This window comes from Leptothoe sp. PORK10 BA2, assembly GCF_034932105.1.
Lineage (GTDB): Bacteria > Cyanobacteriota > Cyanobacteriia > Phormidesmidales > Phormidesmidaceae > Leptothoe.
Genome location: NZ_JAYGIG010000115.1, coordinates 61,457 through 78,382, shown reverse-complemented (window position 1 = coordinate 78,382; position 16,926 = coordinate 61,457). Strand labels below are relative to the sequence as shown.

The 16,926-nt window shown below is 55.4% G+C and carries 20 protein-coding genes; 11 read left to right on the top strand and 9 right to left on the bottom strand.

Annotated elements, in window-relative coordinates:
• Window positions 1-16 precede the first annotated feature (16 nt).
• Window positions 17-385, bottom strand: coding sequence for a single-stranded DNA-binding protein (locus tag VB741_RS16325; protein WP_323366249.1), 369 nt, complete (start codon window positions 383-385; stop codon window positions 17-19).
• A 25-nt stretch (window positions 386-410) separates the two neighbouring features.
• Window positions 411-1,196, bottom strand: coding sequence for a DNA-methyltransferase (locus VB741_RS16320; RefSeq protein WP_323366248.1), 786 nt, complete (start codon window positions 1,194-1,196; stop codon window positions 411-413).
• 557 nt (window positions 1,197-1,753) lie between these two features.
• On the opposite strand from VB741_RS16320, the gene VB741_RS16315 reads away from it, so the two are divergent.
• The 4 genes from VB741_RS16315 to VB741_RS16300 all read left to right on the top strand — a co-directional run bounded on the left by VB741_RS16315 (window position 1,754) and on the right by VB741_RS16300 (window position 3,941).
• Entirely contained in the window at window positions 1,754-2,203 is a 450-nt protein-coding gene (locus VB741_RS16315; protein ID WP_323366247.1) for a hypothetical protein, read from the top strand.
• 570 nt (window positions 2,204-2,773) lie between these two features.
• Complete coding sequence (locus tag VB741_RS16310) at window positions 2,774-2,911, top strand: hypothetical protein (RefSeq protein ID WP_323366246.1); 138 nt, start codon at window positions 2,774-2,776, stop codon at window positions 2,909-2,911.
• A gap of 283 nt (window positions 2,912-3,194) precedes the next feature.
• The gene (locus VB741_RS16305) at window positions 3,195-3,473 is read left to right on the top strand and encodes a hypothetical protein (protein ID WP_323366245.1); all 279 of its coding nucleotides are present in this window, start codon (window positions 3,195-3,197) and stop codon (window positions 3,471-3,473) included.
• A 42-nt stretch (window positions 3,474-3,515) separates the two neighbouring features.
• Complete coding sequence (locus VB741_RS16300; protein WP_323366244.1) at window positions 3,516-3,941, top strand: hypothetical protein; 426 nt, start codon at window positions 3,516-3,518, stop codon at window positions 3,939-3,941.
• A 69-nt stretch (window positions 3,942-4,010) separates the two neighbouring features.
• Here VB741_RS16300 and VB741_RS16295 read toward each other — a convergent pair whose 3' ends face one another.
• From VB741_RS16295 to VB741_RS16270, 6 genes are read right to left on the bottom strand one after another with little or no spacing between them, the layout of a single operon-like run.
• Entirely contained in the window at window positions 4,011-7,460 is a 3,450-nt protein-coding gene (locus VB741_RS16295; protein WP_323366243.1) for a DEAD/DEAH box helicase family protein, read from the bottom strand.
• Window positions 7,460-7,618, bottom strand: a complete 159-nt coding sequence (locus tag VB741_RS16290; RefSeq protein WP_323366242.1) for a hypothetical protein — start codon at window positions 7,616-7,618, stop codon at window positions 7,460-7,462. Before VB741_RS16290 ends, VB741_RS16295 begins: the two co-directional genes overlap by 1 nt.
• Window positions 7,593-7,826 (bottom strand): four helix bundle protein, encoded by a 234-nt coding sequence (locus tag VB741_RS16285; protein ID WP_323366241.1) that lies wholly within the window; start codon window positions 7,824-7,826, stop codon window positions 7,593-7,595. Before VB741_RS16285 ends, VB741_RS16290 begins: the two co-directional genes overlap by 26 nt.
• On the bottom strand, window positions 7,826-9,061 hold the full coding sequence (locus VB741_RS16280) for a restriction endonuclease subunit S (protein ID WP_323366240.1): 1,236 nt from the start codon (window positions 9,059-9,061) through the stop codon (window positions 7,826-7,828). Before VB741_RS16280 ends, VB741_RS16285 begins: the two co-directional genes overlap by 1 nt.
• Window positions 9,058-10,632: a type I restriction-modification system subunit M gene (locus VB741_RS16275; RefSeq protein ID WP_323366239.1), complete on the bottom strand. Its 1,575-nt coding sequence runs from the start codon at window positions 10,630-10,632 to the stop codon at window positions 9,058-9,060. Before VB741_RS16275 ends, VB741_RS16280 begins: the two co-directional genes overlap by 4 nt.
• Window positions 10,633-10,659: 27 nt before the next feature.
• The gene (locus VB741_RS16270; RefSeq protein WP_323366238.1) at window positions 10,660-11,061 is read right to left on the bottom strand and encodes a GNAT family N-acetyltransferase; all 402 of its coding nucleotides are present in this window, start codon (window positions 11,059-11,061) and stop codon (window positions 10,660-10,662) included.
• 390 nt (window positions 11,062-11,451) lie between these two features.
• Between VB741_RS16270 and VB741_RS16265 the strand changes: the two genes are divergently transcribed.
• The 5 genes from VB741_RS16265 to VB741_RS16245 all read left to right on the top strand — a co-directional run bounded on the left by VB741_RS16265 (window position 11,452) and on the right by VB741_RS16245 (window position 15,903).
• Window positions 11,452-11,799, top strand: coding sequence for a hypothetical protein (locus VB741_RS16265; protein ID WP_323366237.1), 348 nt, complete (start codon window positions 11,452-11,454; stop codon window positions 11,797-11,799).
• A 42-nt stretch (window positions 11,800-11,841) separates the two neighbouring features.
• Window positions 11,842-12,267, top strand: coding sequence for a hypothetical protein (locus tag VB741_RS16260; RefSeq protein ID WP_323366236.1), 426 nt, complete (start codon window positions 11,842-11,844; stop codon window positions 12,265-12,267).
• 304 nt (window positions 12,268-12,571) lie between these two features.
• Window positions 12,572-13,924 carry a phage terminase large subunit gene (gene terL / locus VB741_RS16255; RefSeq protein WP_323366235.1) on the top strand — a complete coding sequence of 451 codons (1,353 nt, stop codon included), beginning with the start codon at window positions 12,572-12,574 and terminating at the stop codon, window positions 13,922-13,924.
• A 26-nt stretch (window positions 13,925-13,950) separates the two neighbouring features.
• Window positions 13,951-14,598, top strand: coding sequence for a PD-(D/E)XK nuclease family protein (locus VB741_RS16250; RefSeq protein ID WP_323366234.1), 648 nt, complete (start codon window positions 13,951-13,953; stop codon window positions 14,596-14,598).
• 12 nt (window positions 14,599-14,610) lie between these two features.
• A complete protein-coding gene (locus tag VB741_RS16245; protein WP_323366233.1) occupies window positions 14,611-15,903 on the top strand; it encodes a hypothetical protein in 1,293 nt (430 codons plus the stop codon).
• Here VB741_RS16245 and VB741_RS16240 read toward each other — a convergent pair.
• The gene (locus tag VB741_RS16240) at window positions 15,878-16,198 is read right to left on the bottom strand and encodes a hypothetical protein (RefSeq protein WP_323366232.1); all 321 of its coding nucleotides are present in this window, start codon (window positions 16,196-16,198) and stop codon (window positions 15,878-15,880) included. The two genes, VB741_RS16245 and VB741_RS16240, sit on opposite strands and share 26 nt — an antisense overlap.
• Here VB741_RS16240 and VB741_RS16235 point away from each other — a divergent pair.
• Entirely contained in the window at window positions 16,197-16,523 is a 327-nt protein-coding gene (locus tag VB741_RS16235; protein ID WP_323366231.1) for a hypothetical protein, read from the top strand. The two genes, VB741_RS16240 and VB741_RS16235, sit on opposite strands and share 2 nt — an antisense overlap.
• Window positions 16,520-16,900, top strand: coding sequence for a hypothetical protein (locus tag VB741_RS16230; protein WP_323366230.1), 381 nt, complete (start codon window positions 16,520-16,522; stop codon window positions 16,898-16,900). The genes VB741_RS16235 and VB741_RS16230 overlap by 4 nt, the downstream gene beginning before the upstream one ends.
• Window positions 16,901-16,926 lie beyond the last annotated feature (26 nt).

The window sequence follows — 16,926 nt, the reverse complement described above, 5'->3', positions numbered from 1 at the left end:
GTGTTTCCCATTATATTTAATCGGCGTTGCTCGTCAACTTTTTGATCACATACTCCGGTAACGGTTCCGCGTGGGGTACGGCTTTTTCCTTGAAGGTGATCAACCGGGCGTAGTTGTTTTCGCCTGATTCGTTTTTGCCCGCTGCTCTGCTGAACCAGATTGCCGCCCCGTATTGTTTGTTATTGCCGCATCGCCTGGTGTAGATATGACCGCACCAACTAACTACCGTGGGGCCGTACTCATCTCTAGCAATAATGTGTGCTCCAATCGCCTGGGGCCAGCCGTTGCTATAGGCCGACAGGGGGCGAACCCAGTTAGGCGGCTGGCTGGCTGCGACGGCCTTTAGTGCGGCTAGTGCTTCTATGGATAACGTGTTCTCGCTCATGGTTCAAATCCTTAGTACTGATTGTTTAACAGGGGTTCAACCACAGCAGATTGCTTTGCTGGGCGTCCTTGGCCGCTGTGATATCTAGATCGATGCCGATTGATTCATGACCATGTTCTTGGGCTGCCCATAGGCTTGTGCCATAGCCACAGAATGGATCGATCACGGTGGCTGGTTTTTTGGTTGTTCGCCATAGAAATCGCTTGGCCAATGCCAGGGGCATTTGGCAGGGGTGCTGCTTGTTAGTTTTGATTGGTGGATAGGGTAAAACGCTTGCTGTGTCTGCTCTGATGCCAAACCTGGGCCGACTGTATCGGCTTTTGCCAAGGACTAAAATATCTTCGTGGCAGCTGCCGGTGCGCTGCCCCCGGTGGGGCTGGCTGGATTGGCCTTTGTCCCAGATCTGGCGCTCAATTAATATCCATCCTTGTTCCCGTAGCTGCGCCACTAATCGGCTGGGAATCTCTAGCGGCTCACTGGGTCGATAGCCATGTTCAGGCTTACGTCTAAGGCTCACTTCTGCCTGCCGTCTGCCGCCAGCTCTAACGGTGCTGTAGCCGCTGATGGTGTCTTGAATATTTAGCCACATCACCCCCCCGTCATCCATGCCCTGATAAATCAGGTTGAACACTTCGGCAACTGCTTTGATATATTTATCGCTGGTCGACTCTAGGCCGATTTGAGAACCATGACCGTAGTCAATTTGAGAAAAGTAAGGGGGGCTGGTAACGCAGTAGTGCCAGCTGTAACCCTCATTTAATAGCTTTGCCAGTACCCTGACGCTCTCACCTTCGATTAGTTGCTGAGTCATTTTGTTGTTTTTTAGTCGATGGAAACGTATGTGTTTGTTTTTGGGCTGAGATATAGGGTCTGCCCGTGGCTGTCTATTGTCTGGGGCTTATCTGCACAATGCTTTGGGGTATTTCGATACATGCAAATAAGCAAATATATTGCTAAGATTTCCCCATCAAAGATAGTTTTGTATTGTTGCCAGTGCTGACAGTGCTGGCAATTTTCTTGGGTGGGCGCATTCGATTTATGCACTTGCTGATTAGTTGTTGTTCTGGCTTGGGGTTTAGTTGATTCCATGCTGATTTGGGGTTGCAGTAAGGGCAAAGTCTTGGACTATTTTTCTGTTGTTTAAGTTGTTGTTCGCAGTCTTTAGGCCAAACCCTAGCTAGTTTGATAGTGCGACCACATTTAAGTCTCATGTAGGGACACAGCCCGTCGAGCCGAGAAAACTTAGGCGGGCTGCATACTCTAATTATACACATAAAAAGCTGTATCTACCACCAAGCAATAGGCAATACTGCTTGAATAAACACGCTAAACGCTGTATAATGTAGGGGTAGCGACAGAGATGAACCCATGGCCGTAATCGGTGTAACTGGCCCACGCAAACTAACCGCAGCAGAAACAGTCACGGCTAGACAACAGCTAATGGAGCTTCTTGCCGACGCTACCCACCTACATGTGGGTGATGCTGCGGGGCTAGACACGCTAGCCGTAGCGGTAGCGGAACACCTGGGGCTGCCCTGCACGGTACACCACGCCCAGGGGCGGCAGCCGTGGCAGCTGGCCAAACGTAGCAAGCAGATGGTAGACGCGGTGGCGGCGGCTGAAGGAACCCTAGCCAGCTGGCCTAACAAGCCCTGCCCGGAGGGGCTAACGGCTAGCAGCTGGAAAGGCTCGGGCACCTGGGGCACGACTCGCTACGCGGTGATTAAGGGCGTAGCTGTGGAGCTGAGGCCGCTAGTAGGGGTAGACTGGCCGCTATGGCTGAGCCGGGAGCCAGAGCAACAACTAAGCCTGTGCTAGCCACAAAAAAAAGCTTGACAACAGTCGAGCCCCTGGATACCTTTCTCTCCCCGAGCCTTGGGGGTTTGGGGGAGCGGCGGCGAGCGTCCCCCAATTCCATGGGTGGGGGGTGTGGTGGGGTGTGGGCACCACATAAACAGCCGAGCGGAGCGAGTCCGTACTATCTTCGAGAGTTTATTAGTGTAGTGCGAACTAGTGGAATGCGCCCCCAAAAAAGCTAAAACCACACCGGCTCTGTGAGCAGCGGAATAATGGCCAAGAAAAGTGCCCAACCTAAAAACAGTGCGGGAGGGGCCAAGCGATAGCAACCAGAAAAGAGGATAACTGAGCTTGGCCCCGGACGCACCAATAAACAAGCGGGCAACCTTATGGCCCCGCTGAGGTGTGGTATACTGCCCTGTCTAATAGGCGCATGGAACGGAATAAATGCGTAGCAACAACTCCCCTACAACGCACGTAGCGGCATGAATTTTTCTCTTTAATGGCGGCTGGTCTAACTACGATCTCAATCCCCTGCCGGTGGCTCCGCCACGGGCATAAAGCGGAGTCCGTTAGGTCTACCACCTGGCGTTGCCAAAGCTGACGGTACTCCGTGAGCTTTGGTCTAACCACGATCTCAATCCCCTGCCGGTGGCTACCGCCACGGGCATCAAGCGGAGTCCGTTAGGTCTACCACCTGGCGTTGCCAAAGCTGACGGTACTCCGTGAGCTTTGGTCTAACCACGATTTCAGTCCCTTAACTCTCACCTAGCCGTAACCTCACCGGTTGAGGCTTAGGGATAACCATGTTCTCCCATAGTTAAGACACACGTAAGCAAAAATCATTAGGGATATAGCCTACTCCGGTAACACTTTACTAAACGAACACGCTATAGTCTCCGCAAGTCTGTAATAGGGACATTAGAAAAACACGTATATTCAACAGTTGTGCTGATTTGAGAAGACTTTTTTATTAGCCAGAATAGGGGTATCAATCAGGTAGGATCACACGATGAATCAAGCAACTGTTGAGGTACAGCCTAATACCCCTAGCGCTCTTTTAAATGAAATCCCTTCCCATAGCTCTTTCTTGGACTATGGCTTGTTTGCGATCGCAACCTTCTACATTCTTCGCTATCTGTTTAATGCTTCTGCTAAAAGTAGCCTTGATAGCTGGGAGCTGCTGGAGCTATTGGTAAAGAATTTACAGGCCAATAATATGGCCATTCTTGAAATTAATCAACGCCTTGCCGAGCAGCTTGGCAAGCGCGGGAATGATGATGATACATAAGTTTCATGTAACTAGAGAACAACTTACATTGTTGTTATAGCCATGCCTAAAGACACCACTAAATCGACTGGCTCAGCTCGAGCCGGTGCTAAAGCCAGGGTGGCTAAACGGTCGATTGGTCGCCCTGCTAAAACCGTTGAGGATAAGGATCTTCGCATCGTTGAGGATATGGCCGGTCGGGGGGCTCGACTGGATGCGATCGCAACGGTGATTGGTGTTAGTCCTAGCACTTTGGATCGCTGGTTGACTAGCGCGGAGGTTAGAGCAGCCTATGACCGGGGCCGGGTGTTGGCGATTGATCATGTTGCTCAGTCACTTTATAAGCAGGCTATGGGCGGTAATGTAGTTGCTGCTATTTTCTGGATGAAGGCCCAGGCCGGTTGGACGGATAAACCTCAGCCTGAGAAAGCAGAGACCGCTAAAGTTGTGGTTTATATTCCTGACAATGAGCGGAGCAATGCGGCTTAAAGCTGCTGCGATGGCATAGCCTTTAGTTTAGCTGAATGGTCTGGGTTTCTCAGCTGGGTTCTCTGATTATCACGCGACGCCCTGAACTTGCGGTTCCAAGGATTTAAGGGCCTTGAATACGGCGTCGATCACATTCTCTTTTCCTGCGAACAATTCGTCCGGCCCGCCGGCGTGCAGGTTACTGAACGGCGGCTCGTAGAGCGCTGAAGCATCCATGATCCCGCGCGCTGTAAGCTGGTCGATCACCATTTCGACAAACCGTATCTGTTGGGGTGTGAGGCTGCGGTCGGTCAGGAACTGCGAGAAGGCCGCCTGGGCCGCCATTGGATCTAGACCGACTAGGCTGCGCACGAAGTGGGCCAGTGAGGGAGCCTCGCTGCGGGTCAGCAGATCGGACAGCAAGGTTTCGCCGTTCTCTTCGCCGATCTCCATCAAAGTCGTCTCTAATCCCTTTAAATCTAGCGCCGTGAGCGGCTGATTGGTTCGCAGGCGTTGGATCACAATGTGGTTCAGGTGGTTGCGGAGGTAGTCGTCGACTTTCTTCTTGTACTGAGTGCCTGTCATCTTTGGGATGTAGACGGCTTGCTCTTCCTTCACCCCCAGCACCTCGTCCTTGAAGTCGGTGTAGACAATATTGCGCTTCTTTTTGTCGAGAAACGGAACCAGCCCCCGCAGCCGCGATCGCAACTCTTCCAGCCCGGCGAGCGTGATGCCTTCCCAAAAAGCGGCTTCCTGTAGGCTGGCGAGATATTCGAGCTGGGCTGCGACCGCTGGAATCGTGCCCTTCTCCTCCAGCAGCATGGCAATCTCGACCACTCGCTGGCGCGGTCGCTCGAATCCGCCTTCGTCGCCCTCGACCAGGGCCAGCTGCATCCGCAGGGCGGTCAGATCAAACAGGCGCGACTGGATGTTGTCGGTGGCCACCTCGGACGGCAGGCCCGCCACCTGGCGTTTCAGCGTCTCTCGGTCGCTGTCGCTCAGCTCGTCCCACGTGTCGCGATTTTGAAAACGCTCCACCGTCTCCAGGTGCATCCGCACGATGAAGTTCTCCCGGTTCATCGCCGCCACTTCGTCATGCAGGCTGTCGGCTAGCGCGTTCCGCAAGGCGGCGTCCGGGTCGAGTTCGGGGTTTGTCTGCACATGGCCCAGCAGCCCGACGCGGGCGCGGAACAGTCGGGTGCCCAGGGGGGCGCTGTCGCTGGCGTTGATGCCCTCGGGGTTCTCTTTGAAAAAGTCAAAGTTGCGGCAGAAGTCGAAAATCCGAAAGTCTGGCTTGTCGTCCTCCGGTCCGAACAGACCGGGGCACAGCCGCGTGCCGCGCCCGATCATCTGCCAGAACTTGATCTTTGAGTACACCGGCTTGAAGAAGACCAGGTTCGCCACTTGCGGCACGTCGATGCCGGTGTCGAGCATGTCTACTGAAATGGCGATGTGCGGGGCCTTGTCCGGCTGTGAGAAATCGTCGATCAGGCTCTGCGGATACTGGGCGTAGTTGTCGATCACCCGTGCAAAGTGTCCGGCGTGGTTCGGGTAGTGGTGGTTGAACCGTTCTTCAAGGAAGATCGCGTGGTCATGGTTGCGGGCGAAGATGATCGTCTTGGCCAGCCGATCGCCCCCCTCCACCTTGTGGCCGTGCTCCATCAAATGCTGCAGCACCTTGTCCACCGTGTCTCGGTTGAACAGCCAGCTATTGATCGCCGCTGCGTTCACCCGGTCGGGCAGGGTTCCGGGTTCCACGTCGTCGCCCCAGTCGAGGTTTTCCCACTGGGCCTTCTCCTCGTCGCTGAGCTGGTCGTAGTCGATGCCCTGGCGCGGGAACTTCAGGTCTACCTGCTGCACGCGGGGCGGGACGAGGAAACCGTCGGCCACTGCCTTTTCTAACTCGTAGGCGTCGGTCGGCACGCCCGGCTCTAGGTCGAACAGGTCATAGGTGTTCTTGTCTACTTCCTGGCGCGGCGTGGCGGTCAGGCCGACCAGGAGCGCATCGAAGTAGCGGAAGATCGCGCCGTATTTTTGGTAGACCGAGCGGTGGGCCTCGTCGATAATCACGAGGTCGAAGTGGCCCACGCCGAACCGCGATTCGCCGCCCTCACGACCGGAACGGCTCTCGTCGATCATGCCCATCATGGTTGGATAGGTGCAGACGTAGACGCGACCCTCGGTCTCTTTCTCGGTGACCAGGTTCACCGGGCTAGACTCCGGCAGGTGCGCCTTGAAGGCATTACAGGCCTGATTCACCAGGGACACCCGGTCGGCCAGAAACAGCGCCCGCTTCACCCAACCGGCCCGCTGCAGCACGTCCACCAGGGCGATCGCCGTTCGCGTTTTGCCCGTGCCGGTGGCCATCACCAGCAGTGCCTTGCGGCGGGCACTGGTGAACTGCTCGGCGATGCTGCCGATCGCCCGTTTTTGATAGTAACGACCGGCGATCGCGTTTTTCACCTGGCTGACAGCGAGGGCCTGCCGCTGGGTGCGGCGGCGGACCAGGCGGGCCAGCTCGTCTTTTTTGTAGAACCCGGCCACCCGGCGCGGCGGGTAGGCGGTGTCGTCCCACAGCCAGGTGGTGTAGCCGTTGGTATAGAAGATAATCGGGCGCTGGCCGTGCATCTGCTCTAGGCAGTCGGCGTAGAGCTTGGCCTGCTGCTGGCCTACCTGCGGGTCGGCGGTGGTCTTCTTGGCCTCGACCACCGCCAGCGGCTTGCCATCGTCGCCCCACAGCACATAGTCGGCTTTGCCAACGCCCTTTGAGTTGGTCATGCCGGTGACTCGGTATTCGCGATCGCGAGTCTGGTCCAGCGGCCAGCCAGCGCGGCGCAGTTCCACGTCGATGAGGTAGTGGCGGGTCTCGGCTTCGGAGTAGTCGTGGGGGTCCGGCTGCTGCTCGGCGGTGGCGCGGACTTCGGCCAGTTGCTGGCGTAGGGCCTGCAGTTCGGCATCCAGTTTGTCCTGCGCCTGCTGCTGTTTGAGCGCGGCCTCGTTTCGGTCGGCCAGCTGCTTTTCTAGGGCCTCTAGTGCTTGGCGGGGCACCACCTCACCGGCGGCAGGAGCCTGCGGCACCCGCTCATCTTGCCAAGCCGCACCCTGGCGGGAGGCGTTTGGTTGGTAGGTGCGGGTCAGCCAATAGCAGAGGTGGTGCAGCTCTTTGACCACCTGCCAGGCATCCGGCTGGCGGATCGGTCGGGGATTGTGGACGGCCTGGTTGCCCACCTGCTGAATCACCCGCGCTTTCTGGAACACCGCCTCGGGCAGTAGGTTTTGGAAGCTGGGATCATACAGCAGTGCCCCGAGCTTTTGATCGTAGGGCATCCGCAGACTGGCATCGTGGCGGTAGAGCCAGTGGACCATCGCCTCTAGGGAAAAGCGGGCGTGGAAGCAGGCAGCGCGGGGGTCGCCCATGATGTGGCCTTCCGCCCTGGCGGCGGATGCTGCGATGTCGCGGAAGGCGGTGGGGAGGAAGGCGAAGTTGGAGGAATGCGGAATGGGGGAGTCGGGACGCGGATGTTTGGAATCGTTGGACATTATGCATCTCTCCCTTTCGCGGTCTTAATGGAGGAAACGGTGATGGCTAACAGGTCGTTGGCCGCCCGCAACAGGTCTGCTGCCAGTTTTGATGCGATGCAGTTTGCTGCGATCGCCGCCAATTCCATCCAGTCACATCCAGTCAATGGTTTTGTCACATTCTTCCTCTACGGTGCCCATTTTCGGGATGAAGTCTTTGGTGGATTTTGCGCGTTTCGCTGCCCGGTCGTTGGCACCGACGGAAGTACCGCTGCGAATGATCTGATTGGCAAGGGTTCGACCGCTGCGGGTATTCGGCAACGCTGCCGCCAGCCGCATCACTCGCAACGAAAAATCAAACGTCCGCTGCTTCAAATCACGCTTCATCACTCACTCCGCGTTCCGAGTTCCGAACTCCGCGTTCCACTCAGCTCTCCGTTGAAGGCGCGGGATTGGAGGGAGGCGAAGAGGGCGTCTAGTTCGGTGAGGTGGGTGCGCATTCGGGCTTTTTGCTGCTCGACAGATTCGACGATGGTGGAGAAGCGGCATTGGAGGTCGAGAGGTGGAATTGGGATCGGCAATCTCTTCAGGTCCCCTAAGTTTAGTAGCCCTTGATTACCCCCTTTCGTCGTTTCCTTGATGCGACGCTGGAACTGATCCGAAACCATGTATTGGAGAAGGAACCGCGGCTGTAGTTCGTCGCAAGGAACGAGAACAGCAAGATTACGGTGAACGTTTGCGCCAGCGAAATGCGGTGGCACCAGGGCACACAGGCCAATGGTGCCAACCAACGAAACGACAATCTCTCCGCCGGACAGCAGCGTTCTCTTGTATTGAGCAGAAAGGGATTGAGACACCCGATGGAGGCCCTCAGCCGCAACTTTACCGCCACGAATATCCTGAATCCGCAGCATCATGACCCCGCCTTCCTCATATTCACCTGGCTTCAATATTCCATAGGCGATCGGCCGGTCAGGTTGGAGCACCTCGGCCAGAAGTTTTTCCTCCCACCCCATCAGATTGATGACGGGGTCGCCGAACATGTCGAGGAAGGTGGATTGGAGGAGGGTGTCGAGCTGTGCGATCGCATCACGGCGTTTAGCCCGCAAAGCGTCCGCCGCATCCAGAATCCCCGCAATCCGCTTCTGCTCGGCCAGCGGCGGGAGGGGGATTTGGACTTTTCCCAGATTCTTGCGGGAGATTCGCTGCCGAGTCGTTCCGGTGATGTGCCTCTCAATTCCGCGCCTTCCCATCGGTGAATTGATTGCGTGCATCAAATAGCGAGGTGCTATCTTCGCCAGGTTTGGGCGAATTACACAAACATCAACAACCGTGACGCACGGCATCTGATTGCCTGGAAATATGCAACAACGCCCAAGCGGATCAGGCATTCGTGCGACAAGCACATCACCGGGCTTGAGGTAAGTACATCGCAACGCCTTGGCCTTGGCTGAAGTAAGAAACCGGGCCGACTTATCGATCCAATTTCCATCACCAACGTCGGCAAGCTGCGTGAGCCGAACGTCCCCGGAAGGATCTTGATCCTTCGACTCAACCCAATCGCCATCAGTGAAGACTTCCGCATCCGCGAGAGCCTCTGACAAAGACAGAAGCACGGTCATCCCAACATCCCCTCCAGCCCCTTCCGCCCCTCGGCGATCGCCTCCTCCAGCTTCGCCAGCCGCTGCAAAATCTCCTGCGGCGGGTCATGGGCGATCGCCTCGTATTCCACTTCCTTATAGCGGTTGATCGACAGATCGTAATCCTGATCGCGGATTTCAGAACTCGGAACACAGAATGACTGCTCGGTACGTTTTCGCGTTAGCTCCGCGTTCTGCGCTCCCCCCTCCGACCTCAGCGATCGCCAGCGAGCCAGAATATCCGGCAGATTTGTGAGCTTATGAATCTCCTCCGGTATAGAGTCTCCCTGCTCCAAACACGCCGCGCTCCGCGCTCCGAGTTCCCCGTTCACCAGCGGCGTCCGCTTGTCATCCAACGAAAACCCATCGGCCTGCATATCGTAAAACCAGACCTGATCCGTCCCACCAGAGTTGGTCTTAGTAAAGAACAAAATTGCCGTCGAGACCCCCGCATAGGGCTTAAACACGCCCGAGGGCATTGAGATAATAGCGTCCAGCTTCTGGTCCTCCACCAGGATTTTCCGCAGCGCCTTGTGGGCCTTAGACGAGCCAAACAGCACGCCGTCGGGCACGATCACCGCCGCCCGCCCGCCGGTCTGCAGCAGCCGCAGAAACAGAGCCAAAAACAACAGCTCGGTCTTCTTCGTCTTGACGATCTGCTGCAGGTCTTTGGCGGTGGACTCGTAGTCCAGGCTGCCCGCAAAGGGCGGATTGGCCAGGAGCAGCGAAAACCGCTCAGCGTCGTCCTCGTCGGCCTGGGCCAGCGAATCGCGGTAGCGGACATCGGGGTTCTCGACGCCGTGCAGCAGCATATTCATGCTGCCGATGCGGAGCATGGTGCTGTCGAAGTCGTAGCCGTGGAAGGTGCCCGAGTTGAACCGGCGGCGGCTGGCCTCGGTCTTATAGATCGCATCGCCGTGATGCTTGCGCATATATTCCGACGACGCGATCAGGAAACCAGCGGTGCCGCAGGCCGGGTCGCAGATCACGTCCTTGGGCGTCGGCGCGGTCATCTCCACCATCAGCTGGATAATGTGGCGCGGCGTGCGGAACTGGCCATTTTGCCCGGCGCTGGCAATCTTGCCCAGCATATATTCGTAAAGGTCGCCCTTGGTATCGGCGGCGGCCATGTCAATGCCGTCCAACTGGTCCACCACGTTAGCCAGCACGCGGGGCGTCGGCATCATAAAAATCGCGTCCCGCATGTGGTGCGAGTAGGTCGAATCGCCCGCCGCCGCGTCGCCGCCGTTGCTGCCCAGCGTCTTAATGAACGGAAACACCTTGTCCCGCACCGTCTCAAACATCGTCTCCGGGGCGGTTTCCTTGAAACGCGACCAGCGGAGCGGCTCCTGCCCTTGCCCGAAGATCGGCTCCTCGATCGGCTTGCCGGTACGGGCGGCCTTGCTTTCGCCCAGGGTGTGCAGCTCGTCCAGCCGCTTGATGAACAGCAGATAGGTCAACTGCTCGATGACCGACAGGGGGTTCGAGATGCCGCCGGACCACATCGTGTCCCAGATGCGGTCTACCTTAGATTTGAGTTCGCCAGTGATCATAAATCAATAACGCACACGGGACATCCATTAATAGTAGGAATTGGCTCTCCTGTTAAAGATTGGCCGAGCCAGCCAAATGGCATTGAAAGCTTTAGCAGAGCGCTTTTTAAGTTCATTAAGCCCATAATTGATTAGTGCCTGCCCGATGCCTTTTCCCTGTTGTTCGGCGCTTACTGCTACTGGGGCAAGCATATAAACCTGAATAGACTTACTAAACTGAAGAAGAGTGAAGAAAATGGAACCGATAAGCATTTCATTTTCGTATGCGCCGAAACAGATTATTGCATTATTGTCGATATTTGATGCCAACTGTGAAGAAAGGTTACCAATCAATTGTCCTTCTTCCTCCCCCTCTGATGTGGTGAATACAGAAGTGAATAGTTCTTCCACCTCTTTTTGTTTTGATTTGTCCAGAACTCGGTAAATCATTTTTTATCTTTCAAGATTGCTGCGCTTAGGAATGTGCGGGAAAATAATGTACCCAATGAGAGATCTGGCGATACCCTCCGCCTACGGCACCTTCCCTTCGTAAGGGGAGGAAATCCCACAACACAATTTCAAACAGGTATTCTATTTATTGGCAAGTCCCTTATCGCTTTTGGAACATAACTAATGTTCTCCCCACACTCAATTAATTAATGTCCTTAGTAACGGAAATTAGACCTCAAGCTGGCCCGCAAACTAACTTTTTAGAAAGCCGTGCCGATATCGTGATCTACGGCACCTGATGAGCCGCAACCGTTCTACCTGTGGGGTAAGGCCCTACGTTAGAGGAACCTGTAACCCTGACCCGGATAGTTTTGTGGTTGGGCTGATTGATTGGACTATGGCTTGTTTGCGATCGCAACCTTCTACATTCTCCGCTATCTGTTTAATGCTTCTGCGGGTATCAACTTAAGCCGGGAAATCCTGGCTATGTGGGGAATCAGGGGCCAGGAGCCAGAAGCCCGTGAGGTCCTGATTCCTGGCTCCTGGCTTCTGAATACTATCCTTGGGAAAACGTCCCGCTTTGAGTTGGCACCCGCTTCTACTAAAAGTAGCCTTGATAGCTGGGAGCTGCTGGAGCTATTGGTAAAGAATCTACAGGCCAATAATATGGCCATTCTTGAAATTAACCAACGCCTTGCCGAGCAGCTTGGCAAGCGCGGGAATGATGACGATACATAAGTTTCATGTAACTAGAGAACAACTTACATTGTTCTTACAGCCATGCCTAAAGACACCACTAAATCGACTGGCCCAGCTCCAGCCGGTGCTAAAGCCAGGGTGGCTAAACGGTCGATTGGTCGCCCTGCTAAAACCGTCGAGGATAAGGATCTTCGCATCGTTGAGGATATGGCCGGTCGGGGGGCTCGACTGGATGCGATCGCAACGGTGATTGGTGTTAGCCCTAGCACTTTGGATCGCTGGTTGACTAGCGCGGAGGTTAGAGCAGCCTATGACCGGGGCCGGACGTTGGCGATTGATAATGTTGCTCAGTCACTTTATAACCAGGCTATGGGCGGTAATGTAGTTGCTGCTATTTTCTGGATGAAGGCCCAGGCCGGTTGGACGGATAAACCCCAGCCTGAGAAAGCAGAGACTGCTAAAGTTGTGGTTTATATTCCTGACAATGAGCGGAGCAACGCGGCTTAAAGCTGCTGCGATTGCGATGTTGAAACCGCAGCAGTATGCCTAGTTTCAGCATGAGCATAAGCCATAGTTTAGCTGAATGGTCTGGGTTTCTCAGCTGGGTTGCGATCGCACATCGACTTAGGGTATCCCCCCCAAACACCCCCCCTATTTACTTTCTCAGACGAGACAAAAATTTTTTGCACTTTCCACGAGCGGAGCGATGTGCCATGGCCGTAGGCCGCAATTGCTGCGCTTGGACTTGTCCGTAACCTTGAAGCTGCGCCTAAGCGGGATAACTAATGTTCTCCCCACACTCAATTAATTAATGTCTTTAGTAACGGAAATTAAGCCACAACCTGGCCCGCAAACTAACTTTTTAGAAAGCCGTGCCGATATCGTGATCTACGGCGGCGGCGCTGGGGGTGGTAAAACCTGGTCTCTCTTGCTGGAGTGCATCCGCTATGTTGCAAACCCTAGATTTAGTGCGGTCATATTTCGTCGTACCAGTCCACAAATTACGGCACCGGGGGGCTTACTGGATGCCTCTATGGAGCTGTTCCCGCTGCTGGGTGGGATGCTCAAGCGGTCGCGGCTGGAATGGATTTTTCCATCTGGAGCAAAAGTTGTGTTCCGTCACCTGAAATTAGACCGGGACTGTTTTTCATGGCAGGGGGCTGAGGTGCCCCTAATCTGCTGGGATGAGATGTGTCATTTTACTGAGTCGCAATTCTGGTACTTGATGAGCCGCAACCGTTCTACCTGTGGGGTAAGGCCCTACGTTAGAGGAACCTGTAACCCTGACCCGGATAGTTTTGTAGCTGGGCTGATTGAATGGTTTCTTGATGAGGATGGTTATCCTGATTTAGAAAAGGCTGGTGAGGTTCGGTATTTTGTCCGTGAGAACGGCGCGATCGCATGGGTGGATGAAACCTACCGGGATGCTGAAACCGGTTTGTCGCCTAAGTCGCTTACATTCATCCCTAGCAGCATCTACAACAATCCGGCACTGCTGAAGGCTAACCCTGAATATCTGCTCAACCTCAAATCCCTGCCCGAGGTGGAGCGGATGCAGCTGCTGGGGGGTAACTGGCGAATCAAACGGACGGCGGGCAAATTCTTTAAGGGTGAATGGTTCTACCTTTGCGATCGCATCCCCGCCGGTGTGGTGCGCTGGGTTAGATTCTGGGATTTCGCCGCCAGCTCTGACCAGCAAAAGGGCGATTCAGACTACACCGCTAGCTGTTTGATGGGCTTGCTGCCAGACAACAGGGCTGTGATTACGAACGTTACCGCCGCCCGGTTAACGCCTGGGGCGGCTGAGCAAGCGCTAATTACCACCGCCGCCGCCGATGGCGTTCAGGTGGCCCAGCGCTGGCAACGTGACCCCGGTCAGGCGGGGGTGTATCAAGACCAGCGGCTCCGATCGCTATTGCGTGGATATGACGCAAAGGGTACTGTATCTCAAATCTCTAAAGCTCAACGGGCTGGTCCACTGGCTAGGGCTGCCGAGTTTGGCGAGATTTTGATTTTAAATGGCGTCTGGAATGCTGGCCTACTCAATGAGCTAAGCCAGTTTCCTGACGGCAAACATGACGATCAGGTTGATGCCGCAGCTGGGGCTTACTTAGAACTGAGCGGCGAGGGTGCTCTGAAGTTTGGTACGGCGTCGTTTCGATAGTTTCTTGTTGTTCCCTGAAAAAAATCATGAATCGTTGGTATCCGGTGACCGACCATGACGGAAAAACAGTTAATTTGCCCTCCGTGACAACGATCTTGAGCGTGACGATGGAGCAACAAACCAGGTCGAAACTTACCCAGGCTAGGGCTAAAAATCCGTTTAAGTATCAGCAGACGACGGCAGCGGCCCAGCATCGGGGCCAAGCTATAGACAGCTACGTTAAGGCCCGACTGACAAGGCAGACCGCGAGACTCGACCCGCAGTATCACCAATTTAAGCGCCATATTGACCCATGGCTAACCTCACTGCTGCGGTCGAATGAACCGATCTGGACTGACCAGTTTGTTTACAACCTGGCTCACCGCTACGCTGGCACCCTTGATCTGATTTATGAAATCCCTGGCTTTGGCATGACCGTGGTTGACGTTAAAACCACGGGCTACAAAATCCATCCTGAGGCCCTGGAATCTGCGCTATTGCAAACGGCGGCTTATCGGGCGGCGTGGAACCAAGGTCGGTGCGCTCTGAGGGTGGATGCGATCGCAGCTGTTTTTATAACGCCCTATGGCTTAACGGCTGAGGTGAGGAATGGTGAGCATTTAGAGAAGCATACCGAAGCGTTTTACCAGCGCTGCCGGTGTTTTGGTTCTGCCTATAGCCAGTCACTGGCTTAGAACGTATTTCAAATGGTTTACTTCCGCCGCCCTGGCCAGAAAGTTAACTACACCCCATTGCAAACGGCGCGGTACGTCAGTAAGCTGGCGCGATCGCAGCGGGGCAGTGTGCTAACCCCGACTTATCAAAAGCCGACATCCGATGGTTATCAATTCGGCTTTTTTAGTGCCCGTGGCCCAGCGAATGCTCAGGGGCACTGGATAGTAACCGCATCTAGAAACGACGGCGGCGGCGGCGGCGGCGGCGGCGGCGGCGGCAATACTGGCGGCTGGACCAATGGAGAGCCTAGCGCTGGTAGCTCTGTTTCGCTGATCACCATTCAATGGGTGAAGTATTTTTTGGGTGAAGACGCCTACAACGCGGGGGATCTGGGCGTCGGCGTCAATGATGGGCATCCCTGGCCCTATAACCTACAGCCCTACCCCTACCCGTCTGATTTTGTTGTAGGGCGCATTGAACCCCTTGACGGGGGCACCTCTCTGGAAGGGGCGTATACCTACCGCCATTCAACCGGGCTTATTTATCCGTCGTCGTCGGCTCCGTACCCTGGCTACTTGATGGACTACTCCCGCGTGGAGGTGTCCTTTATCTGGAGCAATGGTCTACCCCCCACGGCTCGGGTGGACTACTGGCATGAGTACTACTACGAGATATCTAACTACGGCGTGGCGCAGCTGTCGGGCGGTGGGACTGCCTGGGAGCCGCCCGAAACTTACCCCTATGGTGGAGCGCCACCGCCGCCGGCGGAGCCTGACGGTGGCAAATATATCTATGGTTGCACCTGCCCGGACTACACCAAAACTCAGCCCAGGCTGCTGGCTCCGGTCTACCCTAGCGACCATAGAAACCGCAGCTGGGCCAACTCTAACGCCGGGGCTTTGGCGGGACCGCCTAAATTCTGTAAACACATTGCCGCCGCTGTGCGGCTGCTGGGCGATGGTGAATTTTTGGCTGGGGTGGACTGGTCAGACCTGCCCGCGAATACCTTTGTTTATGACGACGCGCAACAACAACGCGCGGATTTTGCCCAGCGACTTAACCCAGATAACAGTATTTCTCGCGGCTTTTGGGGGGATGTAAATCAGTTTACGCAACAGCGGCGGAGACAACAACAACTTAACAACAACTTAGACTGGATCAGCCGGGTGAGGCGCTATGACCGCTTAGCGCCAACCGGCACCCTAGATGCATTTGGTACGCCCAACTATGGGAATAAAACAACTTTTGGCGTGGACTATACGGGCCGCAATCTGTCGCCTGATTATTTTGCTCGGCGGGCTAGCTATGTGCTGAGCCGCCGCTGAAGACGGCCAGAATAGCGCGGGCGCTTTGGCTAACGGGTCGCTCGAAAATAAAATCATTGCCTACGGTCGAACGTCGCCAGTTATGCAGCATCCAATTTACCAGCGTGGCTCCTTTATCGTCGGTTTCTACTATCTGGCCGCCGATGGCCTCCCAGTCAAACGAGCTGAGCTGGGCTGCTGGGTATTCCATCTCCGGGCCGTGCTTTTGGATGGACATCCAGGCTTCGAGGGCGATGGCAATCCGTTTGAGGTCCTGGGCACTATCGGTTGTGACTATCGGCGGTGGGGTGGGCATGACATTTGCAGCGGCGACGGATGAAAAGGCAATGGCCTATTTAGGCTTTCCTCTAGATGGTACGTCTGTATCCTTAGTGGGGCAAGCGCTATCGACGGTTGAGGCGATTTCAGATACTACGACTAAAAATAATGCGATCGCACGGGTAGAAGGCTGGCTTACCCAGCTTGATACGATCCAGGGCCAGATTAACACCGAGCGGGACACCGAGGGCAGCACCTTGCTACCGGAGCTACGGCGGGAAGGTCGGCGGCATGTGCAGATGGTGGCTAACGCCCTTAGCCTTGATGTGAGGATTGATATCTTCGGGACCAGCGGCACATGAGTTTTACAGACCCTGACAAAGAGGCCATCCGTCACTATCTGGGCTACCCGGTGGATCAGGCATCTATCGACCGCATTCAAAATCGGTGTGCGGCGGTTGAGAGTCTGAGCTCTGGTGCTGTGGATACAGCCCAAGGGCATATCCGCAAGCTACAGCAGTTAGACAAACAGCTAACCCAGGCAACACCGTTTGCGGCTCAGACGTTCTCAAGCAACGCGGGGGGGACGAATCAGTATGTACCAGGACAGCGGCTACGGATTTTGAAAGATGAGGCGCGGCGGCATGTGGGGGAGCTGGCTAGTGCATTGCAGCTAACTATAAGTCGTGATATCTATGCGGCGGCGGCAGGGCAAACGGGGCGGGTGATGCGGGCCTAGGGGTGGGATTTTATTTAATGCCCTTT